We start from the raw sequence: 23146 nt of genomic DNA, 5'->3' as shown, positions 1-23146 counted from the left end.
GCCGACCCCCAAGGCAAAATGACAAAGGAAGAGAAGGTAATCCCCATGTCCAGCACTCAAAACGGTCGCACCACCCTGAAAACCGTCCTGAAGTCCACGACTGTCGCGGGTCTTGCGGCTGTGCTCCTGTCGACCGGCATTCCGGCTCTCGTCGAACAGAGCTATGCGGCACCGGTTGAGGTCGACGCGCCACACGTCGCAAGCTTTGCCGACGTCGTCGATGCCGTTTCGCCGGCGGTGGTTTCCGTCCGCGTCGAATCCAAGGTTCAGCCGGCTGCCGATGATGGCGGCTTCTACTTCAACTTCGGTGAGCGCGGCTTCGACAACCTGCCCGACGACCACCCGCTGAAGCGCTTCTTCCGCGATTTCGGCGGCCCGAATGGCGGCCCGCAGGACGGCAACGGCATGCCCAAGGGCAAGCAGCGTCTGCGTCCGACCGCCCAGGGATCCGGCTTCTTCATCTCCGATGACGGCTACATCGTCACCAACAACCACGTCGTCTCCGACGGTTCTGCCTTCACGGTCGTCATGAACGACGGCACGGAAATGCCGGCCAAGCTGATCGGCACCGACCCGCGCACCGACCTGGCTGTGCTGAAGGTCGATTCCAAGCGCAAGTTCACCTACGTGCAGTTTGCCGATGACAACAAGGTTCGCGTCGGCGACTGGGTCGTCGCGGTCGGCAATCCGTTTGGTCTCGGTGGCACGGTGACGGCCGGTATCGTTTCGGCCCGCGGCCGCGATATCCACTCCGGTCCCTATGACGACTTCATCCAGATCGATGCTGCCGTGAACCCCGGCAACTCCGGTGGTCCGGCCTTCAACCTGAACGGCGAAGTGATCGGCATCAACACGGCGATCTCCACGCCTTCCGGCGGCAATGTCGGCATTGCCTTCGCCATTCCGGCCTCCGTTGCCCAGGGCGTCGTCAACGACCTGATCAAGAGCGGCGCGGTCGACCGCGGCTGGCTCGGCGTACAGATCCAGCCGGTGACCAAGGACATCGCCGAATCGCTCGGCCTTGCAGAGGCCAAGGGCGCGCTGGTGATCGAGCCGCAGGAAAACTCTCCGGGCATGGAAGCCGGCATCAAGAAGGGTGACGTGGTGACCGCGGTCAACGGCGACCCGATCAAGGACTCCCGTGATCTCGCCCGCCGCATCGGCGCCATGGCACCGGGTGCCAAGGTCGACGTGACGATCTGGCGCGATGGCAAGTCGCAGGACCTGAGCGTCAAGCTCGGCACGCTGCCGGCCGAAAAGGTCGCAAGTGCCGATGAAGGCTCCGACCAGGCAACGCCGTCCACCGACAAGGCGCTGGCCGACCTCGGCCTCAGCGTGGCGCCTTCCGACGACGGCAATGGCGTGACGATCAACGACGTCGATCCGAACTCCGACGCCGCCGACAAGGGCATCCGCGCCGGCGACAAGATCACCTCGGTCAACAACCAGGAGATCTCCAGCGCCGACGACATCGTCAAGGCGCTGAAGGAAGCCAAGGACAACGGCCGCACCAAGGCGCTGTTCCAGATCGAGACCCAGCAGGGCAGCCGCTTCGTGGCTCTGCCCGTCAGCCAGGGCTGATCGGTTCCGACACACCGGGCGTCGCGCAGCATCAACCGCTGCGCGACGCCTTTTTGGTTCCGGACAATGGAGTGAGCGAATGTCTGATGCTGAAATCGCCGCTGTGGAGAAGGACTGTGCGGATGCCGGAAGACCGGCTAATGTCGCGCACATGAAGATTCTGCTGATTGAAGACGACCTGGAGGCCGCCGCCTACCTGGTCAAGGCATTCCGGGAAACCGGCATCGTGGCCGACCACGCCAGCGACGGCGAGAGCGGCCTGTTCATGGCATCCGAGAACCCGTACGACGTGCTCTTGATCGACCGCATGCTGCCGCGCCGCGACGGCCTGTCGGTGATCAGTGAGCTGCGCCGCAAGGGCATCCATACGCCCGTCCTGATCCTCTCGGCGCTCGGCCAGGTGGACGACCGCGTGACCGGCCTGCGTGCCGGCGGCGACGATTACCTGCCGAAGCCCTACGCCTTTTCCGAACTGCTCGCCCGCGTCGAAGTTCTCGGACGCCGCAAGGGCACGCCGGAACAGGACATGGTCTATCGGGTCGGCGACCTGGAACTCGACCGCCTGTCGCATCAGGTGCGCCGCGACGGCAAGGAAATCCTGCTGCAGCCGCGCGAATTCCGCCTGCTCGAATATCTGATGAAGAATGCCGGCCAGGTGGTAACCCGCACCATGCTGCTCGAAAATGTCTGGGACTATCATTTCGATCCGCAGACCAACGTCATCGACGTGCATGTCTCGCGCCTGCGCTCCAAGATCGAGAAGGATTTCGACCGGCCGCTCTTGAAGACCATCCGCGGCGCCGGCTACATGATCCGCGACGAAGGATAAGGGCCGGATGGCGCGACTGATGCTGCTCTTCCGCTCGACCGCCGTCAGGCTCTCAGCGCTCTATATCCTGCTGTTCGGCCTGTGCGCCGCCATGCTGGTCTTCTACGTGACGTCGATGTCCGGCCAGTTGATCGGGCGGCAGGTGCAGGAATCACTTGCCGATGAGATCAAGGATTTCAGCGAGATCTATGCGCGCGCAGGGGTCAACGGCATCCTGAAGACCATCGAACGGCGCGCCCGCCAGCCCGGCGCCAACCTCTACGTGATCGCCGGTCCCGTCGGCCAAGTTCTGGCCGGCAACGTGCAGGCGGTCGATCCCGGTGTGCTCGATGCGACCGGCTGGGTCGACCATCCCTTCCGTTATACGCGCTATGCCGACGACGAGACGAAGAGGCCGCAGCACGTCGCAGTCGGCTACGTCTTCGTCCTCGACAATGGTCTACGCATCCTGATCGCCCGCGATCTCGGCGAGCCGCAGCGGCTGCGCTATCTCGTGCGCCGGGCGCTGATGCTGGCGCTGGCGATCATGGGCGCCGGCGCGGTGCTGATCTGGTTCGGCATCGGCCGCAATGCGCTCAAACGGATCGACCGGATGTCGGCGGCCAGCAAGAAGATCATGGCCGGCGACCTGACGCAGCGGCTGCCAGAATCCGGCTCCGGCGATGAATTCGACCGGCTGTCGGTATCGCTGAACGCGATGATCGGCCGGATCGCCAAGCTCAACGAGGGGCTGCGGCAGGTTTCCGACAACATCGCCCATGACCTGAAGACGCCTCTGACGCGGCTGCGCAACAAGGCGGCCGACGCGCTTGCCAATCCGGAGCCGGAAGCCCGCCAGCTGGCGCTGGAGGGAATCATTGCCGAATCCGACCAGCTGATCCGCACCTTCAACGCGCTGCTGATGATTTCCCGCGTCGAGGCCGGATCGGTCGCCGCCGAGATGAGCCCCGTCGATCTCGCCGAGATCGTTGCCGACAGCGCCGAACTCTACGAGCCCGTGGCCGAGGACGTCGGGCTCTCGCTGGAGACCGATATCGGCGAAAAACTCTCCCTGCTCGGCAACCGCGAACTGATCGGCCAGGCGCTGACCAACCTGATGGACAACGCCATCAAGTATGCCGTCGAAGGCGAGGGCGAGCGCAAGATTTGCGTGCGCGCGGCAAGCGAGGGTGGCGAGATCCATCTGTCCGTGGCCGACCACGGGCCGGGCATCCCCGCGGACCGCCGCGACGACGTCGTCAAGCGCTTCGTCCGGCTGGACGAGAGCCGCACCAAGCCCGGCACGGGGCTTGGCCTGTCGCTCGTCGAAGCGGTCATGCTGCTGCATGGCGGACGGCTGGAGCTGTCCGACACGGATCCGGACTCCGAGGTCGCCAAGGGCTTGACGGTCACGATGATTTTCCCTGCCGCCAAGCTCTGACGGTCGCAATCGCGGTCCCCGGCTGCTATACCGGCTGAGGGAGGAATGGCATGGACGCAAAGCAACACATGCGGCGTCTTTCGGACGTCGAGGCAGGGGTGATCAGGCCCTTCAGCCAGAGCGAGCTGAAATCGGCGGCGACGGACCTGAAGGAGTGGATGGCGGAGGCGCCGGACCTGGCTCCGGTGATCGAGGCAAACCCGGACCTCAAGTCCTTCTTCCTCGCAGCAATGACGCTTTCCCCGCATCTTCGCGACACGGCGAGGCTGGAGGCATCGTTCCTGCCAATCGCCTTTTCCGAACCGCTAGACGGCATGATCCGCTCCCTGGTGCAGGATGCGCGCGATAGCTGGAAGGCGGACAAGGACGGAGCCCTGCCGGCGGAAGCCGAAGTGATGTCGCGGCTGCGGGTCGCCAAGCGCCGTGTCTCCTTTCTGCTGGCGCTGGCCGATCTCGGGCGGATATTGTCCACTGCCGAGGTGACGGCGTGGCTGAGCGCGCTGGCGGATGCGGCGATCTCGGCGGCGATCGATCATCTTCTCGCCACCACCGCGGCTGACGGCCGCATGACGCTGAAGGATACGGACCAGCCGTCGAAGGGGTCCGGTCTCGTCGTCCTCGGCATGGGCAAGCTCGGTGCCGGTGAACTCAATTATTCCTCCGATATCGACATTGTCGTCTTCTTCGATCCGGCCTCGGGTCTGGTCGCTGACCCGGACGATGCGATTGATCTCTTTCCCCGCCTCATGCGGCGGCTGGTGCGCATGCTCCAGGAACGCACAGCCGACGGCTATGTCTTTCGCACGGACCTGCGGCTGAGGCCTGATCCGGGTTCGACGCCGCTTGCCATCCCCGTCGAAGCGGCGCTGCTTTACTACGAAAGCCGCGGCCAGAACTGGGAGCGCGCGGCCTTCATCAAGGCGCGCCCCTGCGCCGGCGACCTCGAGGCCGGAGCGGCTTTCGTCAAGGAATTGCGCCCCTTCGTCTTCCGCAAGTATCTAGATTATGCGGCGATTTCCGACATTCATTCGATCAAGCGGCAGATCCATGTCCACAAGGGGCATGGCGAGATCGCCGTGAAGGGCCACAACGTCAAGCTGGGGCGCGGCGGCATCCGCGAGATCGAGTTCTTCGTCCAGACCCAGCAGCTGATCGCCGGCGGACGCATGCCGGAACTGCGCATCCGGCCGACGCAGGAAGCGCTCGAAGCGCTTGCCGAGGCGCGCTGGATCGGAGCATCGACGCGCGACGAGATGACTTCGGCCTACTGGTTCCTGCGCGCGGTCGAGCATCGCATCCAGATGGTGCGCGACGAGCAGTCGCATGTGTTGCCGGACAGCGAGGCGGAACTGAAGCGCATCGCCTATATGTGCGGCTTCGAGGACACGAAGGGCTTTTCGCAGAAACTGACATCGGTGCTCAAGCGCGTCGAGCATCGCTATGCGCGGCTGTTCGAGCGCGAGGCGGAACTGGCAAGCGATGCCGGCAATCTCGTCTTCACCGGCCAGCAGGACGATCCGGCGACGCTGGAGACGCTGCGCAAGCTCGGCTTCGAACGGCCCGAGGCGATCTCGTCGGTCATCCGTGGCTGGCATTACGGCCGCTACCGGGTGACGCAGTCGGCGCCGGCGCGCGAGAGGCTGACGGCGCTGACGCCGCAGCTTCTGAAGGCCTTTGGCGAGAACCGGCGGGCAGACGAGGCGCTGCTTCGCTTCGATCAGTTCCTGTCCGGCCTGCCGGCCGGCGTCCAGCTGTTCTCTCTGCTCGCCAGCAATCCCGCGCTTCTCGACCTGATGGTGACGATCATGGCGTCGGCCCCTCGGCTCGCCGACATCATCGCCTCGCGGCCGCATGTCTTCGACGGCATGCTGGATCCGGCACTCCTGTCGGAACTGCCGACGCGAGCCTATCTCGAAACACGGCTTGAGGAATTCCTGTCCGGTGCGGTGGTCTACGAGGACGTGCTCGACCGGCTACGCATCTTCGCCGCCGAGCAGCGCTTCCTGATCGGCATCCGGCTTTTGACCGGCGCGATCAGCGGCGCGGATGCCGGCAAGGCCTTCACCCATCTGGCGGATCTTGCGATCGCGGCCGCGCTACGCGCGGTGATCGACGAGATGGAGGCCGCGCACGGGGTGTTTCCCGACAGCCGCGTGGCGATCCTCGGCATGGGCAAGCTCGGCAGTTTCGAACTGACGGCGGGCTCCGACGTCGACCTGATCCTGCTCTACGAATATGACGACGACAACGCCGAATCGGACGGTGCGAAGCCGCTCGACGCGCAGCGCTATTTCACGCGCCTGACACAGCGGCTTATGGCGGCGCTGTCGGCGCCGACGGCAGAGGGCGTGCTGTTCGAGGTCGACATGCGGCTGAGACCCTCCGGCAACAAGGGGCCGCTTGCGACCCGCTTTCGCGCCTTCGTCAAATACCAGGAGGAGGAGGCCTGGACCTGGGAGCACATGGCTCTGACGCGTGCCCGTCCCGTCTGCGGCGACAAACGCCTTTGTGCAGAGACGGTCGCCGTCATCGACGGGATCGTGGCGCGCCGGCGTGATCCGGCAGCGCTCGCCAAGGACGTGTCGGACATGCGCGGCATGATCGACAAGGAAAAGCCGCCGGAAAGCCTGTGGGACATGAAGCTGATCGCCGGCGGCCTGGTCGACCTGGAATTCCTCGGCCAGTATCTGGCGCTTGCAGCGGGGGCGGAGGACATCGAGGTGCACACCGCCGGCATGACGACACAGGAGCTCCTGGAGGCGCTGGGCGCGCGGATGATGAGCCGCGACGATCTCGACACATGCCGGGAGGCGCTGCGGCTCTACGGCGAAGTCTCGCAGATCATTCGACTGTGCATCGACGACGCCTTCGATCCGAAGGAGGCGCCGTCAGGACTGGTCGATCTCGTTTGCCATGCGGGCGGATGCCCGGCCATCGGCCAGCTGGAAGCCGAGATCAAGCGCTGCGCAAAAGCCGTACGGACGATTTTTCAAAGGACTTTGAAAGCCTGACGAGATCGACGGAGGTGCCGAGGTCGGGAATGCGCAGGCAGATGATGGTGCCTTCCTTCTCGCGCGAGACGATCTTCATCTTGCCGCCGTGAAGGGCCGCCAGCGAGCGGGAGATGGCAAGGCCGAGGCCCGAGCCGCCCTTGCTCTTGGCGTACTGGTTCTGGACCTGTTCGAACGGCTGGCCGATCTTCGAGATCGCGGCGCGCGGAATGCCGATGCCGCTGTCGGCAAATGTCAGGTAGACCGCGCCGCCGGCCTTGCGGGCCTTGACCGAAACCCGGCCGCCCTCATTAGTGAACTTCACCGCGTTGGAGAGGATGTTGAGCATGATCTGCTTCATCGCCCGGCGGTCGGCGACCAGCGTCAGGCCGGAGGAGATGCACGGCATCACATCGATATTCTTCTGGCTTGCCGGAATGGTGATGAAGCGCAGGCTCTCCTCGATCAGCGGCGCCAGGTCGATCGCCTCGCAATGCAGCCGCATGTGGCCCGCCTCGATCTTCGACATGTCGAGGATGTCGTTGATGACGTTGAGCAGGTGCTTGCCGCTGTCATGGATGTCGCGGGCATATTCGTTGTATTTCGGAGAACCGAGCTCGCCGAACATCTGGTTGAGCAGGATTTCCGAGAAGCCGAGGATGGCGTTCAGCGGCGTGCGCAGCTCGTGCGACATGTTGGCGAGGAAATCGGACTTGGCGATGTTGGCGGCCTCGGCGCGTTCCTTCTCCGCCTGGTAGTTGGCGTTGGCGATGGACAGTTCGGCCTTCTGCTTTTCCAGTGTCTGGCGATAGGCGGACAGGTCGTTGATGGTCGCCATAAGACGGCGCTCGGACTTGCGCAGCCGTTCGGTGTTGCGCTTGAGCTGGGTGATGTCGGTGCCGACCGAGACGAGGCCGCCGTCACGGGTGCGCCGCTCGTTGATCTGCAGCCAGCGCTCGTCGGCGAGCTGAACCTCTGCCGTCTGCGAACGACCGTTGCGGTCCGGATCGGCGATGCGGCGGGTGACGACGGGGCGCGCGGCCGCCGACATGACCTTTTTGCGGTCGGTGCCGGGGATGAGGACGGTGTCCGGCAGGCCGTACGCCTGCTGGAAATGGGCGTTGCACATCACCAGCCGGTCGTAGCGGTCCCAGAGCACGAAAGTTTCCGAGGTGCATTCCAGCGCGTCGGCCAGACGCTGGTCGGCTTCGGCATAGCGCTGGGCGAGGCGGTGCTGTTCGGAAACATCCATCGCGATGCCGATCAGGTGGACCTTGCCGGATGCAGTGCGAACCAGCTGGGCGCGCGCCCTGAGCCAGACATAGTGACCGTCGGCGTGGCGGACGCGAAACACCTCGTCGATATTGCGGGCCTCCCCATGCGCCACGGAGCGGGCGATCGCGTAGAAGTTCTGGTCTTCCGGATGCATGCGCCGGGCGGCATCCGAGAAGGTGAGGATGCGGTCGGACGGCGGCAGGCCGAGCATCTGGTACATGGAGCGAGACCAGTAGAGCCGGCGGGTGGAGAAATCGAAGTCCCAGAGGCCGCTGCGGCCGCGCGACAGTGCGGTTTCGACCCGCAGGCTCGATTCCTGATAGACGAGATCCGAATCGCGGGCCCGCTTGATCTGCGTGTAATAGGCGTAGAGGACGACGAGCAGGATTGCCGAGGTGCCGGCAAACAGCGTGACGTTCAGCGCCACCTCGTTGCGCCACTGCTGGCCGATCCATTCGCGCGAGGATGCGACGAAGATCATGCCGCCCTTGTCGCCGGCGAGGCTGATGGCGGCGTCATAGGGCACCGAGCCGATCATCGCCTGGATGATGCCGGTGCTTGCGCCGTAGCGACCGACCGTCATCATTTCCGGCAGCAGTTCGGGAAGCTTCATGCCGACGAAGCCGGCGCCGGTCGGGGAGCTGGCGAAGATCGTGCCGTCGGCATGGATCAGCAGGATGAAGGTACCGGACGGCAGGCTGGCGGACGGAAGCTTGGCGCGGAGCATCTCCTCCGCGGCGTCGCGGTTGCTCCAGGCAGCCGCCGCTTCTGCACTGCCAAAGGCGGAATTGGCGGCGGAAAGGGTCAGTACCGTCGACTGGCGCAGGCTCTCCTCGAGCCGGTCCTGTTCTGAGACGACACCGATGATCCGCGAGGCTGCGACGATCGACAGAAAGATGATGATGAGGATCGGGATCGAGCGCTTGAGAACAGGCTCGATCTGCGGCAGACGGCTTGCCCTTGCCGTGAACATCTGTTCCGCCCCCCGTTTGAGCCAGTCGTGAAAGATGCTGAAATCCGGCGTCTTGAGACGCAGTCGCCCTTCGGCTGCGGTGACCCGCCGCACGTTTGTCATTCTAGCCTGCCCTGGTTCCCCGCACGATTCGCAAGAACTGCCGCGCGAATCTAGGCCTATGGAATCAAAGGTGATTCGGCTTGTCCAGCCTAAAAAGTAACGATTTTTTAACCGCTTGTTATGACTCGCATTTTTTCGGGAGGCATTTGCTGCGGGGTCTCGGCCGCGCCTGTCAAGGCGAGGAAAAGCCGGAATCACAGATGTTTGGCGGGCCAGAACGGTGCCTGCCAAAGGCCGATATCAGGCCTTCAGCATGCGCTCGACGATGTCGCGGACGTCGGTCGAAAGGCCAGTTGCTTGCTCGATCCGGACGAGGGCGGTGCGGGCATGCGCGCTGCGTGTCGCCTCCAGCGACTGCCAGGATCGCATCGAGGTCAGGATGCGGGATGCGAGCTGCGGGTTCTTGCCGTCGATCGCCAGGATCTCTGAGGCCAGGAAATCGTATCCGCCGCCGTCCTTGCGGTTGAAGCCCGTCGGATTGCCGAAGGCAAACGAGCCGATCAGGGAACGGACCCGGTTCGGATTGCCAGCGTTGAACAGCGGATCGGCCTTGAGCGCCTTGACCCGCGACAGCGCGGCGTCACCGGGCGTTGTCGCCTGGATCGAGAACCACTTGTCGATGACGAGCGCGTTGTCCTTGAAGCGGTTCTTGAACGTTTCGAGTGCCTGCCGCGTTTCGTCGGTATCCGGATAGGCATGCACGAGAAGGCTCAGCGCATGCGCGAGCTCGGTCATGTTGTTGGCGGACGCAAACGCTGCGGCAACGCGCTCAGGCGAGGCGTCGGCATGGGCGAGATAGGTGAGGGCGCCATTGCGCAGCGCGCGCTTGCCGGCGCTCGCCGCCTCCGGGCTGAATGCGCCCGGCGTTTCCATCGCCTCATACAGGGAGGCGAAGCGCGCCGGGTCATGGCTGGCGATCGCGGTCATCACGGCGACGCGGGCGGCGCGGATTGCATCCGGATCGTTGTCGTTGCCGAGCTCGCGGGCGATATCGGATTCGGTCGGCAGCGACAGTGCCTGCGCGCGAAACGCCGGCTCCAGCGTGTCGTCCGATGCGATGGCGTAAAGCGTGTCGATCAGCGCCGGGTCGCAGCTTGCCGGTTGTCCGGCACGCACATCCTTTGCCGCGGCCGTCAGGATCGTCAGCGCGATGTCGGTGATGGCCTGCCAGCGGGCGAAGAGGTCCGTATCATGGCGGGCGATGTGGATGAGGTCTGGAACCGGCATCGGGAAATGCAGGTTGATCGGCGCCGAGAAGCCTCGGTTCAGCGACAGGACCGGTCGTGCGGAGACGCCCGAGAACACCACCTTCTGCTTGCGCTTGAGGAGATGCAGCACGTCGTCGGTCACGGTTGCGCCTGTGACCTTCGACGCTTCGGCGATGCCGCCGTTTGGCAGGATCAGCGCAAATTTCAGCGGGATATGCGCCGGCGACTTGTTCGGCTGGCCGGGTGTGGCCGGGATCATCTGCTCGAGTGACAGCGTGAAGGTCTTCTTCGCCGCGTCATATTCGGCCGATGCGGTGACGAGCGGCGTGCCGGCCTGGTTGTACCAGAGCGAAAACTGGCTGAGGTCGCGGCCGCTGGCGTCCTCGAAGCACTTGACGAAGGTCTCGACGGTCGTCGCTTCGCCGTCGTGACGGTCGAAGTAGATGTCCATGCCCTTCTTGAAGAGGTCGGGCCCAAGGATGGTGGAGATCATCCGCGTGACCTCCGAGCCCTTCTCGTAGACGGTGGTGGTGTAGAAGTTGTTGATCTCGCGATAGGTCGTCGGACGCACCGGATGGGCGAGCGGTCCGGCGTCTTCCGGGAACTGCTCGGCACGCAGGTGGCGGACTTCGGCAATGCGCTTGACCGCACGCGAGCGCTGGTCGGCGGAAAATTCGTGGTCACGGTAGACCGTCAGGCCTTCCTTGAGGCACAGCTGGAACCAGTCGCGGCAGGTGATGCGGTTGCCGGTCCAGTTGTGGAAATACTCATGCGCGATGATCGCCTCGATATTGGCGTAGTCGGCATCGGTCGCCGTTTCCGGATCGGCGAGGATGTACTTGTCGTTGAAGACGTTCAGCCCCTTGTTCTCCATGGCGCCCATGTTGAAGTCGGAGACGGCGACGATCATGAAGATGTCGAGATCGTATTCGCGGCCGAAGCGCTCCTCGTCCCACTTCATGGAGCGCTTGAGCGCATCCATGGCATAGGCGGCGCGCGGCTCCTTGCCGTGCTCGACATAGATCTTCAGCGCGACCTCGCGGCCGCCCATGGTCGTGAACGTGTCCTCGACCACGCCGAGATCACCGGCGACCAGCGCGAACAGGTAGCTCGGCTTCGGATGCGGATCGAACCAGGCGGCGAAATGCTTGTCCGGTCCGAAACCGGCGCCGCCGAGGAAGTTGCCGTTCGACAAGAGCAGCGGATTGGCCTGCTTGTCGGCGATGATGTTGACGGTATAGAGCGCCAGGACATCCGGCCGGTCGGGGAAATAGGTGATGCGGCGAAAGCCTTCCGCCTCGCACTGCGTGCAGTAGATGCCGTTGGTGCGATAGAGGCCCATCAGCTGCGTGTTGGCTTCCGGGTTGATGATCGTGGTCACGCAGATTTCGAACGGTTCGCTCGCCGGCAGGTCTCTGACTTCAAGCCGTTCCGGCGTTACGGTGTAGCGGTCTGCGTCAAGCTCGATCTGGTCGATCAGCAGCCCCTGCAGCGACAGGCTGTCGCCGTCCAGCACCAGCGGTGCTGTGGGGGCTGTGCCTTCGCGGCGGTGAAAGATCAGGCGCGCCTCGACCTTCGTCTCGGTCGGGTCCAGTTCGAACGTCAGGTCAACGCGTTCAAGAACGAAATCTGTCGGCTGGTAGTCTGCCAGACGAATGACCTGGCCCGTATCTGTTCGCATAAGAAATCCTGGAGTGGTTCCCGTTTGGAATTCCTTGTAGGGGAGTTTCCCTTCGGAATCTTTATTTCGCTGGCCGATGTTCCCATGAAAGTCTGAACCAAAGCTAAAATTTTATACATTCGCCGCGAAAAAGTTCTTGGCATTCCACGCGCAGGAAATTTGCGGCGATGCGGTCATATTTTCCCGCCTTTGGGCTGGAAAAACCTGCCCAAAGGTTTAGGACCGTTGACGAGGACAACTCGTCTTCCACCGCCTGCTGTTCCCAAAGCGCCCCGAAAATACAATCAAGAAGTGCAGTCATGAGCGCCGACCTCCTCAATCCCATGCGGGGAATTCTTCTCAAATTGCTGTCGGTCGTCTTCTTCGTCGCCATGCAGACCTGCATCAAGGCGGTGGGCGATGCCGCCGCCACCGGCCAGATCACCTTCTACCGTTCGGCCTTCGCCATGGTGCCGATCTTCTCCTATCTTGCCTATCGCGGCGCGCTGCGGACGGCCTTTGCGACCGTCAATCCGGTGGGCCACCTCAAGCGCGGCGTTCTCGGCATCATTTCGATGGGTCTTGGATTCTACGGGCTGGTGCTGCTGCCGCTGCCCGAAGCCATCGCCATCGGCTACGCCATGCCTCTGCTGGCGGTCGTGTTTGCCGCGCTGCTGCTGCACGAGACGGTGCGGGTCTATCGCTGGACGGCCGTCTTCTTCGGCATGGTCGGCGTGATGATCATCTCCTGGCCCAATCTGACGCTCTTCCAGACGGAAGGATTCGGCTCGCTTGCCGCACTTGGCGTACTGGCCGTGCTGGCCTCCGCCACCCTTGGCGCGCTGGCCCAGATGCAGGTTCGCCAGCTGGTCGGTTCGGAGAAGACTGCGACGATCGTGCTCTATTTCTCGCTGACGGCCGCCGTCTTCTCGCTGGCGACCATTCCATTCGGCTGGCCGCATCTTTCCTGGAACCACGCCACGTTGCTCATCGCATCCGGCTTTCTGGGTGGGGCAGGGCAGATCCTGCTGACGGAGAGCTACCGCCAGGCGGATGTCTCCACGGTCGCGCCCTTCGACTATTCGTCGATCCTGCTCGGGATCGCGATCTCCTATTTCCTCTTCGGCGAAGCGCCGACGCTGACGACCATCATCGGCACGGTCTTCGTCGTTTCGGCCGGCATCTTCATCATCTACCGCGAGCACAAGCTTGGGCTCGAGCGCCGTGCGGCGCGCGAAGCCGGCGCGCAGCGGGTTTGAAGACGATCAGATCTCGTCGCTGAGCGCCGAGCCGGGGCTGTTGACCGGATCGGTGGCATTGATCGGAACGGCCATAGCCTGGAAGTCCGTCTTGTCGACGACGCCTTCCAGGTCCGCGCGCCGGGTGCGCCGCCAGGCGGCATAGGCGGCGTAGACGACAAACAGGACCATCATCAGCCAGATCATCCCGATCGGCCCCGTCGCGTTCATAACCACGCCGGACAAAAGCGGCCCGCCGACGGTGCCGAGGCCGTATAGGATCATGATACCGCTGGAAATCGTCACATATTCCTGAGGGTCGGCGAGGTCGTTGGCATGCGCGGCATTGAGCGCGTAGATCGGAAACAGGCCGATGCCGAGGATGAAGGCGGCGAAGTAGGTGATAACGCTGGCGCCGACCAGGCCCATGACCACGCAGGCGAGCCCGCCGATCACGCCGCAGCCGATCATCACCAGACGGCGATCGAACTTGTCGGAGAGCCGGCCGATCGGAATCTGGAAGATCGCGCCACCCGCGAGGCAGGCCGCCAGCAGCGTGGCGCCCTCGGCGGTCGTAAAGCCGATGCGCTGCGCGAAAACGCCGCCAAGGCTCCCCCACGTACCCCACAATGCGCCGGAGAGCAGCGAGCCGATGAAGGCGATCGGCGAGCGGCGGAAGAGCTTCGGCAGGTCGAACTTGCCCTGGCTGATCGGCATCGGCGACTGCGCGCTCGACAGAGTGGTCGGCAGAAGCGCGAAGGAGAAGACGATGCCGCAGACGATGAACAGGCCGGTGGTCTGCGGATCGCCGAGCGGTACGGCATACTGGCCGGCAATCGAGCCGACCAGCGACGTCACCATGTAGAAGGAGAAGAGCGAGCCGCGATTCTCGTTGTTGACCCGTTCGTTGAGCCAGCTTTCGATGATCATGTAGGCGCCGGCGATTGCAAAGCCGGCGAGGCCGCGAAAGGCGAACCACGCGAATTCATTGACCACCAGCGCGCAACTGAGGCAGGAGACGGTCAGGAGCGTGATGACCGCGCCGAAGACGCGCACGTGGCCGACCCGCTGCACGAGCTTGGGAATGACGAGGCCGGCGACCACGAAGCCGCAAGTATAGCCGGTTGCGATGATCGAGATCGACAGGGTCGACCAGCCTTCGGCAAGCGCCCGGATCTGAACCAGATAGTTCATCAGCCCGTAGCCGGTCATCATCAGCAGCGTGGACACCATGAGGCTGGCAACGGAAATGAGGCTATTGAGCATCCGGTTCGCTTTCTTGTTAAGGCAAGGCTGTCCGTGCGAATTGTCGCAATTGGATCATTGCGAAGGGGCACAGGTCAACCGTGTCGCCGATGCTTTGTGACTTCCGGTCCCGAATTCGGCAGACCTTACCAACTGCGGCAGCCCTCCATGGGCCGGATTGCGACACGGCGGAGCAGTGCTGAGACGCGGGTAGTAACATCTGCGGATTGCGGTCGTGCGTATTTTTAGCGATACCGCTGCAGAAAATCCTGGCCCGTCTACGGATGTCACGGATCAGCCCTATTGTTTTAAAACGCTTTTATTGTTAGCCCGCTGCTTTTTCCGCGGGCGTTGTCAATTCTGGATCGGACATGGAAAGACGCTGATGGCACGGAGTGTCGAAGAACTGGCGCAGCACCCTGCCTTCCTCGCTGCCCTGGCCCAATGGTCGTCCACCTGCCGCACGATGTTCGATAGCTCGCCGCGGTTGACCCTGTCGATGGCGACGCATCAGCGGTGGCTGATGATCCAGGCGGCCTATGCGCTATACATGGAAGAACTGCATCGGTCCGACGACGGCTTTACGCTGACGGACATAAAGGATTTGCTGATGCCGCTGAAGGTGGTCAGCCGAAACACGCTGCTGGCCTTCATCGACGAGCTTCTCGCCTATCAGCATATCCTCGACGTGACGCCTCGCGGGCGGCGGCGTCCGCGCCGGTTTGCAGCGTCGGAATTCAGCAGCTACCTGCTGTTCCTTTGGTACGGCGCCAACCTTGCGTCGCTCGATTCGATGGATGGTGGAGCGCGGGCGACGACATTTTTGGAGCGGCCGGAGGTGTTCTGCCTCGCCCAGCCGAGAATGGCGCGCAACTGCCTGGCTGACGAGCGCTGGCGCCACCCGACGGAGCGGGTGGGACATTTCCTGTGGACGGTCTCGGGTGGCCTCGTGGTCGACGAGTTCATGCAGAAGATCGGCGGTGCAAAGCCTGTGGACGGCCACTTCGACCTCGGTCTGGTGGACGTCGAGGACATGGCGTCCACCTTCATGATCTCGGCGACGCATCTGCGCCGCATCCTTCGCAATGCGATCAAGGCAGGTTTGATCGGCTGGCAGGGCACGCCAAACCGTTCGCCGATGTGGATCAGCGAGGCGTTCGTGGACGAATACAGGCACTGGCAGGCAATCAAGTTCCACTATGTGGAAGAGGCGTTCGAATGGGCTCTCGCCGAGCCCGTCGTCAGCAATGCCGCCCGCAACACGATCTATTCAGCGTTGAAGAACAGCGATCGGCCGACAAGTCTGAACGTCGCCCGGTAGGATTGCACCGGCATCGAGAGATGCTGCCGGGCCTTGTCTCCGGCAGATGCCGGCGCGCGAACGAAGAGCGCCGCGCATGGTTCGCGACATGGTCGTTCAGAGAGGAACGGTGGCGGCCGGGTCGTTGACGGTCTTGCGGCGCTGAGCCTTCGAGGAAAGCTCTTCGGCAAACACCTGCGAGGCCTTGACGGCCTGGTTGATGGCCGACAGCTCATTCCAGGTGTGAAGCATATTCTTGATGGGCTTAAACACGATGTTTTTCCTTCGCTTGAGATATTCCGGGGTGAGCCAGGCGGCTCAACGTTCCTGGAAATCCGCAAAAATCGCAGTCGGGCGAGTGATGTGGCCGTAGCCACGTGCGGTCATCTGCTCATTGGCGACGGCGCCGAACTGGTGATAGGACCGAGCTGCGTGGAGCCGGTCGCCGGCGATGCGAAGGGTTTCAAAACCCGAATGGATAGGGCGAAAACGGTTGGACATTGCCTTGGTTCCTAATTCGATTCGTTCCTCCCAAGACACAATCGGTATATTGCGGTGCGAAGTTGATTTTGCAATGCAGCATTTCGGGGAACTGCCATGCGCCGGACGCATGGCAGAATTCATAAAACTTTAACTAAGGGAGTCAGGGGCGGTGTCGCTCGCGAGCGTTTTTTCGCTCAAAGGGGGCCGGGTGTCACTCCGCCGGCGTCGCGAGGCGCTCGGAGAGCTTCTGCAGATCCTGCCATGCCATGCGCTTGCTGAGCGGCGCGGCGATCAGATCCTGCGGATGGAAGGTCGCGATGGCGGGCACCGGCTTGCCGCCGCCGAGGTCGAGGTCGCGCCATTCGCCGCGCAGCGCATGGATGGGGCGGTTGCCGCCGAACAGCATGCGCGCCGCGAGATTGCCCATGATGAGCAGCACGGGCGGTTGTACCAGCGTGATGGCGCGCTCGATGAACGGACGGCAGATCTCCGTCTCGGCGGGCGAGGGCGCGCGGTCACCCGGCGGGCGCCAGGGAATGGATGAGGTCAGCAGCACATCGTCACGGGACAATCGGATCGCGGCCAGCATGCGATCGAGCAGGGCGCCGGCCGGTCCGCTGAACGGCGCGCCTTCGCGGTCGTCGTCGGCGCTTGGCGCCGCGCCGACGATCATCAGCCGGCAGGCCGCGTCACCGGACGAAAACACGCTGTTGCGCGCGCTGTTCTTGAGGTTGCAGCCGGAAAACGCCTTGATGGCCGCTTCGAGCGCTTCGAGCGAACTCGCTCCTTCGGCCGCAAGCCGCGCCTGGGCGACCGCCTGCTCGTCCGGTATGGCGACAGGCTGGGATGGCGCGCGCGCCGGAGGCTCGGCCCGCTGAGCGGCATTGCGGGCGGGACGCTCCTTCTGGACCGGCGCCTGGCTTTCGCGGATTGCGGCGCGTGCCGCCTGTTGCGCCTTGAATTCTGCGAAACGATCCTGCGGTTCGTCCTCGATCAGCCAGTCGACGCCCGATTCCGCATAGAAATGCAGAAGCGCGGCCAGTTCGTCAGGCTGATAGAGGTCGATGGGGGTGGTGTTCATGGCGTGCACCATAGACCAACAGCCTCACGGCTGAAAGGCCGGGATGTCACTCAGCGCAGGTAGCGGCGGGAAACCCACAGCAGGACAAGTCCGGCGATGGCGAGGATCGCGCCATTGGTGATCCACGGGCTCTGGTCGATCATGAAGCTGGACGCGGGGTAGGGGAAATATCCGCTGCCCTGGCCCATCCAGACGAGACCTGTGAGGATTGCCAGAACGGCGATGACGGTCGCGGCCTTGCGGATCATGTGTGATGCCTCGTCGAATGTGCGTGATTGCACACGACTATATGGGCCGGGCCCGCCGCGACGGCAAGTGCGCGGGGTGGCCGCTTCGGCGCGCGGGATCAACTATGTCAGACGGTGAAGCCCTGTCGGCCGTAGAGTGCGTAATTCCGGCCGTCTCCGCCCGCATCACCCATGTCGTCATGGAAGACGGTTTCGTGCGGACCGGCCGTCTTGGCGCTTTCCAGTGCAAGCTCCGCATTGCGGATCAGCATTGCCGCCGTGCCGGCGCCGAACGTGTCGGAGCAACCGAACGAGATCTGCAGCGGCGGTGCCTTGGGCAAGAGCGGCCGGACGGCCTCGACCTGCCGGGTCAGGTTCTCCCGCAGGGTGTTGCAGAACTGCAGGATCCCCTGCTTTTCGCCGGAGGTGATGAGGAAGCCCATTTGCGGCTGGTCGAGCCAGAAACCGGTGTCGTCCTCATCGAGTCTCTGAAGCATGAAGGCGCCGAACTTTTCCAGGATCAGCGTCTTCGGCTTGATAAGCTGCGGCGCGTCCAGGTACTCGAAATTGCGGATGCTGCCGAGGATCAGCGTGATGCTCTGGGTGAAGCGCTCCTGGCGGTAGATTTCGGCGAGCTGCTTGTTGTAGGCGCGGCGGTTGTTCAGTCCGGTCATCGGATGCAGGAACTTGGCGCGTGCGACGTCGGACATCTCGTTCGACAAGCGGTCGACGGACCGCATCTGCTCGCCGACCGATCGAAGTATGCCGGCGGAAAAGGTGCTCTGCTCTGCCGTCGCCGAGGTAACGCGGGCGAGCTCCTTGCGGATGGCGGTGGTGTCGGCCGGGTTGATCCGGTCGAAGCGCTCGTTGGCGGTCTTCAGCGTATCGGTGTACTGCTGCAGCTTGGACTGGCCTTCATGAAGGAGCAGCTGCAGGTTGCTCAGTTCGTCGCGCAGCGTATCGGCGGAGTGCTCGTAGATGGAGTCGCCGAAATGATGCGGCAGGAACTCGCGCGCCAGTTCTTCCACGGAGGCCGGCGTGATGTTCTTGCCGAGCTCGGAGAACCGGCGGCGCAGTTCCGGATTGTTGCCCGAAACGATGTCGTGAATGAGCTCGAAGTTGACCGGGCTGGCTTCAAGCCGGAAGCGCTCCAGGAGGGCGAGCGTGCTCATGCTCATCTCCTGTCTTGGATTGCTTCGTACCGGTTGCTTCATGATTTTGCCCCGCCTTTAGACCTGATTATGCTATGAGGCCATAACTAGCATCGGCACTTTAAGAATCTCTTGAGATTTTCCCCATGCCGACGACGGTTTACCCGGCATGGCCAGGCAATCTATCGGCGTGGTTAAGCAATAAAGAGCGTGATCGATGGAAGTCTATCGATCACTGTCTTCAGATTGACCTTGCCGCGCCGCCGTCGCAGCGGATCAGGCTGCCGGTGATGTAGCTGGCCGGCTCCGAAACGAGGAAGGTGGCGGTCGCGGCAAACTCCTCGACGCGACCGTAACGGCCCGTCGGAATGGAGGCCTCAGACGCCGAGCGGACATCCTCCAGAGACTTGCCGGAGCGCTCGGCATTGGCCCGGTCCAGCTGGTCGAGGCGCGCGGTGGCGATGCGTCCCGGCAGCAGCAGATTGGCCGTCACGCCATGCTTTGCAATTTCCGACGACAGCGTCTTGTTCCAGCCGACCAGCGCCGAGCGCAGCGTGTTGGAGAGCGCCAGATTGGGGATCGGTTCGAAGACGCCGGACGAGGCGACCGTCAGGATGCGTCCCCAGCCATGCTCCTTCATTGACGGCAGCAGCGCCGCGGTCAGCGAGATGATGCTGACGACCATCGACTGGAAATAGGTCTGCAGGTTTTCCACTGACATGTCCTGCGCGCTGCCGGGCACCGGGCCGCCGGTATTGTTGACGAGAATGTCGGTCCGGCCGAGCTTCTCCTTGACGGCGGAAACGAGCCTGGCGGTGGCTGCCGGGTCATTGAGGTCGACGGCGACCCAATCCGCCTTGCCGGCCTTTTCGGCATTGATCGCGTCGCAGTTCGCCTCGAGCTTTTCGCCGTTGCGCCCGCAAATCAGGACATGGGCGCCTTCGCGGGCCAGCGCCTGGGCGATGCCGAGCCCGAGACCGCTCGACGAGGCCAGAACCAGCGCCCGCTTTCCCTTCAATCCGAGATCCATCGCCACACTCCCTGAACGTTTCTGTTTCGCGTAGAGGTGGTTATAGGCGATCGAAGGTGGATTGGAAGGGGGAAGGGCCTCAGGCTGTCCAGCGTTCGATGTCGGCGACCTCGCCGATCATCGCCAGACCATGCGCGATCGACAGCAGTTCCTCGCCCGTCTCGATCTTGCCGGCGTCGAAGCGATTGCTGAAGATCCGCCGCACGGCAGGCACGAAGGACGTGCCGCCGGTCAGGAACACCTTGTCGACCTGGCTATCCTTGGTGCCGGTCTTCGCCAGCACGTCGTCGAGCCCTTCCTCAAGCCGTGCCAGTTCCTCCGAAATCCAGCCGTCGAAGTCGCTCCGGCGGATCGTCCGGCGGCTGTCGGGCCCGAGGGGAGCGAAGTGGAATTCCGTTTCCTCTTCGTGCGACAGCGCCATCTTCGCCGCCGAAACCGCCTGATAGAGCGGATAGCCTTCGTCGTAATCAATAAGGTCGATGAAGCGCTCCAGCTTCTCCGGCTCCAGGCTGGAGGAAACCAGCTTCTGCAGTTCGGAAAACTCGCGGCTGGCCTTGAATACCGACAGCTGGTTCCAGCGGCCGAACTGCGCATAGTAGCTGGTGGGAACTTCCAGCGTCTTGCCTAAGCTCTTGAAATGGCTGCCCTTGCCAATCTGCGGCGAGACGACATTGTCGATGATGCGGAAGTCGAAATTGTCGCCGGCAACCCCGACGCCGGACTGACCGATCGGCGTGGCGCGCATGTCGCCGGCGACGAATTCGAAGCGGATCAGCGAATAGTCCGTCGTGCCGCCGCCGAAATCGGCAACGAGCACGGTCGCGTCGCTCTTCAGCCGGCGGGCAAAGTAGTAGGCGGCCGCGACCGGTTCGTAGACATAGTGGATCTCCGGAAAGCCGAGGCGGCCGAGCGCTTCGTTGTAGCGGCTGACGGCGAGGTCCTCGTCGGGCCGCGCACCGGCGAAGCGGACGGGACGGCCGGCAATCACGCGGCTGACCTCCGTTGGCCAGCCGTCACCGGCATACTGCTTCAACCGGCGGATGAAGATTTCCATCAGGTCTTCGAACTCGTGCCGCCGCGCGTGAACCAGTGTGCCCTGAAAGAGGGCGCTCGCGGCAAAGGTCTTGATCGACTGCAGGAAACGGCATTCGCCGGGATTGTCGATGAACTGGCGGATGGCCGCATGGCCCGCCTCGACGGTGAGCGCATGCGCCCCGAGTTTCCGGTCCTTCATGAAGGACAGCGCCGTGCGCATGCTGTTGGCCGTTTGCGCGCCGTCCGAAAAGGCGAGCGACGTTGTGCCGCCACCTGCCTGGGCGAGCGCAATCACCGTGTTCGTCGTGCCAAAATCGAGACCCAGCGCGGACGCCATCGTCGCACTCCCATGTTCTGCAGTGTGTCGTTTCGGAAATCCGCACCGGCAAATCGCGCCGCGAATGCCGGGGCAGGTAGCATCGTCGCGGACGGGCCGCAACCACCCGCGACCCGATGACGCCGCCTTCATCGCGTAAATATATTGACGTTTACGTAAAGGTTATTGTAGCTTTTGCGGAAAAGGGCGCACGTCTGTCGCACTGCGGCTCGACAAGGGGGTGCGCATTTGACAAAGGATAATGCCCAGAAAGACAGGCATGCCATATCAGGGGTGGACGGAATGAGTGAAGCGATGGAACTTCCCGAACGCGAAAGCATGGAATTCGACGTTGTGATCGTCGGCGCCGGTCCGGCGGGCCTGTCTGCGGCCATCCGGTTGAAGCAGCTGAACGAGGACCTCTCCGTCGTCGTCCTGGAGAAGGGCGCGGAAGTCGGCGCGCATATCCTGTCGGGCGCCGTCGTCGATCCGGTCGGTATCGACGCGCTTTTGCCGGGCTGGCGCGAGGAGGAGGGGCATCCCTTCAAGACCGAGGTCAAGGACGACCACTTCCTGCTCTTGGGCCCCGCCGGCTCCATCCGCCTGCCGAACGCCTTCATGCCGCCGCTGATGAACAATCACGGCAATTACATCGTCTCGCTCGGAAATGTCTGTCGCTGGCTGGCCGAGAAGGCCGAGGCGCTGGGCGTCGAGATCTATCCGGGCTTTGCCGCGACCGAAGTGCTCTATAACGAGGCGGGCGCCGTCTACGGCGTGGCGACCGGCGACATGGGCATCGAGAAGAACGGCGAGCCCGGCCCGAACTTCACCCGCGGCATGGAACTGCACGGCAAGTACGTGCTGATCGGCGAGGGCGTGCGCGGCTCGCTCGCCAAGCAGCTGATCGCCAAGTTTGAGCTCGACAAGGACAGTGACGTGCCGAAGTTCGGTATCGGCCTGAAAGAACTCTGGGAGGTCAAGCCGGAGAACCACAAGCGGGGCCTCGTGCAGCACTCCTTCGGCTGGCCGCTCGGCATGAAGACCGGTGGCGGCTCCTTCCTCTATCATCTCGAAGACAATCTGGTGGCCGTCGGCTTCGTGGTGCACCTGAACTACAAGAACCCCTATCTCTACCCCTTCGAGGAATTCCAGCGCTTCAAGACGCATCCGGCGATCCGCGGCACCTTCGAAGGCGGCAAGCGCATCTCCTACGGCGCCCGCGCCATCACCGAAGGCGGCTATCAGTCCGTGCCGCGCCTGTCCTTCCCGGGCGGCGCGCTGATCGGCTGTTCGGCGGGCTTCGTCAATGTGCCGCGCATCAAGGGCAGCCACAATGCCGTCATCTCCGGCATGATGGCGGCGGAAAAGCTGGTGGACGCGATTGCCGCCGGCCGCGCCAACGACGAGCCGGTCGAGATCGAGAACGCCTGGCGTTCGAGCCTGATCGGCAAGGACCTGAAGCTGGTCCGCAACGTCAAGCCGCTGTGGTCGAAGTTCGGCACGGCGATCGGCGTGGCGCTCGGCGGTCTCGACATGTGGACCAACACGCTGTTCGGCTTTTCCTTCTTCGGCACGCTGAAGCATGGCAAGACCGACGCCCGGTCGCTGGAGCCGGCGGCCAATTACAAGCCGATCGACTATCCGAAGCCGGATGGCGTCCTGACGTTCGACCGCCTGTCCTCGGTGTTCCTGTCGAATACCAACCACGAGGAAGACCAGCCGGTGCACCTGAAGGTCAAGGACATGGCGCTGCAGAAGGCCTCGGAACTCGGCGTCTATGCCGGTCCGTCGAACCGCTACTGTCCGGCCGGCGTCTACGAATGGGTGGAAAAGGACGGCGAGGAGACCTTCGTCATCAACGCCCAGAACTGCGTCCACTGCAAGACCTGCGACATCAAGGACCCGAACCAGAACATCACCTGGGTCCCGCCACAAGGCGGCGAGGGACCGGTCTATCCGAACATGTGATTTCGGATTTGGCGGGATGGTGCAGCCGTCCCAC

18 protein-coding genes are annotated in these 23146 nt (G+C 63.4%); 7 read left to right on the top strand and 11 right to left on the bottom strand.

What is annotated here, in order from left to right:
- The first annotated feature begins 45 nt into the window (after nucleotides 1–45).
- From ACU5AZ_RS04555 to ACU5AZ_RS04540, 4 genes are all read left to right on the top strand, one after another.
- Nucleotides 46–1581 (top strand): Do family serine endopeptidase, encoded by a 1536-nt coding sequence (locus tag ACU5AZ_RS04555; RefSeq protein ID WP_446824845.1) that lies wholly within the window; start codon nucleotides 46–48, stop codon nucleotides 1579–1581.
- A gap of 79 nt (nucleotides 1582–1660) precedes the next feature.
- A complete protein-coding gene (locus ACU5AZ_RS04550) occupies nucleotides 1661–2410 on the top strand; it encodes a response regulator transcription factor (protein WP_446824844.1) in 750 nt (249 codons plus the stop codon).
- A 7-nt stretch (nucleotides 2411–2417) separates the two neighbouring features.
- The gene (locus tag ACU5AZ_RS04545; RefSeq protein ID WP_446824843.1) at nucleotides 2418–3830 is read left to right on the top strand and encodes an ATP-binding protein; all 1413 of its coding nucleotides are present in this window, start codon (nucleotides 2418–2420) and stop codon (nucleotides 3828–3830) included.
- Between the two features lie 50 nt (nucleotides 3831–3880).
- The gene (locus ACU5AZ_RS04540) at nucleotides 3881–6841 is read left to right on the top strand and encodes a bifunctional [glutamine synthetase] adenylyltransferase/[glutamine synthetase]-adenylyl-L-tyrosine phosphorylase (protein WP_446824842.1); all 2961 of its coding nucleotides are present in this window, start codon (nucleotides 3881–3883) and stop codon (nucleotides 6839–6841) included.
- On the opposite strand, the gene ACU5AZ_RS04535 is transcribed toward ACU5AZ_RS04540, so the two are convergent.
- The 3 genes from ACU5AZ_RS04535 to ACU5AZ_RS04525 form a co-directional block, all read right to left on the bottom strand.
- Nucleotides 6786–9170: a PAS domain-containing sensor histidine kinase gene (locus tag ACU5AZ_RS04535; protein ID WP_446824841.1), complete on the bottom strand. Its 2385-nt coding sequence runs from the start codon at nucleotides 9168–9170 to the stop codon at nucleotides 6786–6788. The genes ACU5AZ_RS04540 and ACU5AZ_RS04535 overlap by 56 nt on opposite strands.
- Before the next feature lie 240 nt (nucleotides 9171–9410).
- Entirely contained in the window at nucleotides 9411–12059 is a 2649-nt protein-coding gene (gene pepN / locus ACU5AZ_RS04530; RefSeq protein ID WP_446824840.1) for an aminopeptidase N, read from the bottom strand.
- 103 nt (nucleotides 12060–12162) lie between these two features.
- Nucleotides 12163–12360 carry a hypothetical protein gene (locus ACU5AZ_RS04525; RefSeq protein WP_446824839.1) on the bottom strand — a complete coding sequence of 66 codons (198 nt, stop codon included), beginning with the start codon at nucleotides 12358–12360 and terminating at the stop codon, nucleotides 12163–12165.
- On the opposite strand from ACU5AZ_RS04525, the gene ACU5AZ_RS04520 reads away from it, so the two are divergent.
- Complete coding sequence (locus tag ACU5AZ_RS04520; protein ID WP_446824838.1) at nucleotides 12359–13297, top strand: DMT family transporter; 939 nt, start codon at nucleotides 12359–12361, stop codon at nucleotides 13295–13297. The genes ACU5AZ_RS04525 and ACU5AZ_RS04520 overlap by 2 nt on opposite strands.
- Before the next feature lie 6 nt (nucleotides 13298–13303).
- Here ACU5AZ_RS04520 and ACU5AZ_RS04515 read toward each other — a convergent pair whose 3' ends face one another.
- Nucleotides 13304–14542: an MFS transporter gene (locus tag ACU5AZ_RS04515; protein WP_446824837.1), complete on the bottom strand. Its 1239-nt coding sequence runs from the start codon at nucleotides 14540–14542 to the stop codon at nucleotides 13304–13306.
- 364 nt (nucleotides 14543–14906) lie between these two features.
- On the opposite strand from ACU5AZ_RS04515, the gene ACU5AZ_RS04510 reads away from it, so the two are divergent.
- Entirely contained in the window at nucleotides 14907–15842 is a 936-nt protein-coding gene (locus ACU5AZ_RS04510; protein WP_446824836.1) for a hypothetical protein, read from the top strand.
- 96 nt (nucleotides 15843–15938) lie between these two features.
- Here ACU5AZ_RS04510 and ACU5AZ_RS04505 read toward each other — a convergent pair whose 3' ends face one another.
- The 7 genes from ACU5AZ_RS04505 to ACU5AZ_RS04475 form a co-directional block, all read right to left on the bottom strand.
- Nucleotides 15939–16094, bottom strand: coding sequence for a hypothetical protein (locus ACU5AZ_RS04505; RefSeq protein WP_446824835.1), 156 nt, complete (start codon nucleotides 16092–16094; stop codon nucleotides 15939–15941).
- 45 nt (nucleotides 16095–16139) lie between these two features.
- Nucleotides 16140–16322: a hypothetical protein gene (locus tag ACU5AZ_RS04500; protein WP_446824834.1), complete on the bottom strand. Its 183-nt coding sequence runs from the start codon at nucleotides 16320–16322 to the stop codon at nucleotides 16140–16142.
- 193 nt (nucleotides 16323–16515) lie between these two features.
- Nucleotides 16516–17385 (bottom strand): uracil-DNA glycosylase, encoded by an 870-nt coding sequence (locus tag ACU5AZ_RS04495; RefSeq protein WP_446824833.1) that lies wholly within the window; start codon nucleotides 17383–17385, stop codon nucleotides 16516–16518.
- Between the two features lie 50 nt (nucleotides 17386–17435).
- A complete protein-coding gene (locus ACU5AZ_RS04490) occupies nucleotides 17436–17630 on the bottom strand; it encodes a hypothetical protein (RefSeq protein WP_446825914.1) in 195 nt (64 codons plus the stop codon).
- 110 nt (nucleotides 17631–17740) lie between these two features.
- On the bottom strand, nucleotides 17741–18784 hold the full coding sequence (locus tag ACU5AZ_RS04485; RefSeq protein WP_446824832.1) for a diguanylate cyclase domain-containing protein: 1044 nt from the start codon (nucleotides 18782–18784) through the stop codon (nucleotides 17741–17743).
- Nucleotides 18785–19004: 220 nt separating this feature from the next.
- Entirely contained in the window at nucleotides 19005–19793 is a 789-nt protein-coding gene (locus ACU5AZ_RS04480) for an SDR family oxidoreductase (protein WP_446824831.1), read from the bottom strand.
- Nucleotides 19794–19872: 79 nt separating this feature from the next.
- Entirely contained in the window at nucleotides 19873–21165 is a 1293-nt protein-coding gene (locus ACU5AZ_RS04475; protein ID WP_446824830.1) for an Hsp70 family protein, read from the bottom strand.
- A 282-nt stretch (nucleotides 21166–21447) separates the two neighbouring features.
- Between ACU5AZ_RS04475 and ACU5AZ_RS04470 the strand changes: the two genes are divergently transcribed.
- A complete protein-coding gene (locus ACU5AZ_RS04470; RefSeq protein WP_446824829.1) occupies nucleotides 21448–23112 on the top strand; it encodes a 4Fe-4S dicluster domain-containing protein in 1665 nt (554 codons plus the stop codon).
- Nucleotides 23113–23146: the final 34 nt, after the last annotated feature.

The organism is Rhizobium sp. PAMB 3182, assembly GCF_052908355.1.
Note: the sequence above shows the minus strand (reverse complement) of the source record. Positions and strands in the feature narration are given on the sequence as shown.

Bases quoted from the DNA above. Each gene is read 5' to 3' on its own strand.
- ACU5AZ_RS04555 (WP_446824845.1), top strand. From the start codon at position 46: ATGTCCAGCACTCAAAACGGTCGCACCACCCTGAAAACCGTCCTGAAG.
- ACU5AZ_RS04550 (WP_446824844.1), top strand. From the start codon at position 1,661: ATGTCTGATGCTGAAATCGCCGCTGTGGAGAAGGACTGTGCGGATGCC.
- ACU5AZ_RS04545 (WP_446824843.1), top strand. From the start codon at position 2,418: ATGGCGCGACTGATGCTGCTCTTCCGCTCGACCGCCGTCAGGCTCTCA.
- ACU5AZ_RS04540 (WP_446824842.1), top strand. From the start codon at position 3,881: ATGGACGCAAAGCAACACATGCGGCGTCTTTCGGACGTCGAGGCAGGG.
- ACU5AZ_RS04535 (WP_446824841.1), bottom strand. From the start codon at position 9,170: ATGACAAACGTGCGGCGGGTCACCGCAGCCGAAGGGCGACTGCGTCTC.
- pepN (WP_446824840.1), bottom strand. From the start codon at position 12,059: ATGCGAACAGATACGGGCCAGGTCATTCGTCTGGCAGACTACCAGCCG.
- ACU5AZ_RS04520 (WP_446824838.1), top strand. From the start codon at position 12,359: ATGAGCGCCGACCTCCTCAATCCCATGCGGGGAATTCTTCTCAAATTG.
- ACU5AZ_RS04525 (WP_446824839.1), bottom strand. From the start codon at position 12,360: ATGACTGCACTTCTTGATTGTATTTTCGGGGCGCTTTGGGAACAGCAG.
- ACU5AZ_RS04515 (WP_446824837.1), bottom strand. From the start codon at position 14,542: ATGCTCAATAGCCTCATTTCCGTTGCCAGCCTCATGGTGTCCACGCTG.
- ACU5AZ_RS04510 (WP_446824836.1), top strand. From the start codon at position 14,907: ATGGCACGGAGTGTCGAAGAACTGGCGCAGCACCCTGCCTTCCTCGCT.
- ACU5AZ_RS04500 (WP_446824834.1), bottom strand. From the start codon at position 16,322: ATGTCCAACCGTTTTCGCCCTATCCATTCGGGTTTTGAAACCCTTCGC.
- ACU5AZ_RS04495 (WP_446824833.1), bottom strand. From the start codon at position 17,385: ATGAACACCACCCCCATCGACCTCTATCAGCCTGACGAACTGGCCGCG.
- ACU5AZ_RS04485 (WP_446824832.1), bottom strand. From the start codon at position 18,784: ATGAGCACGCTCGCCCTCCTGGAGCGCTTCCGGCTTGAAGCCAGCCCG.
- ACU5AZ_RS04480 (WP_446824831.1), bottom strand. From the start codon at position 19,793: ATGGATCTCGGATTGAAGGGAAAGCGGGCGCTGGTTCTGGCCTCGTCG.
- ACU5AZ_RS04475 (WP_446824830.1), bottom strand. From the start codon at position 21,165: ATGGCGTCCGCGCTGGGTCTCGATTTTGGCACGACGAACACGGTGATT.
- ACU5AZ_RS04470 (WP_446824829.1), top strand. From the start codon at position 21,448: ATGAGTGAAGCGATGGAACTTCCCGAACGCGAAAGCATGGAATTCGAC.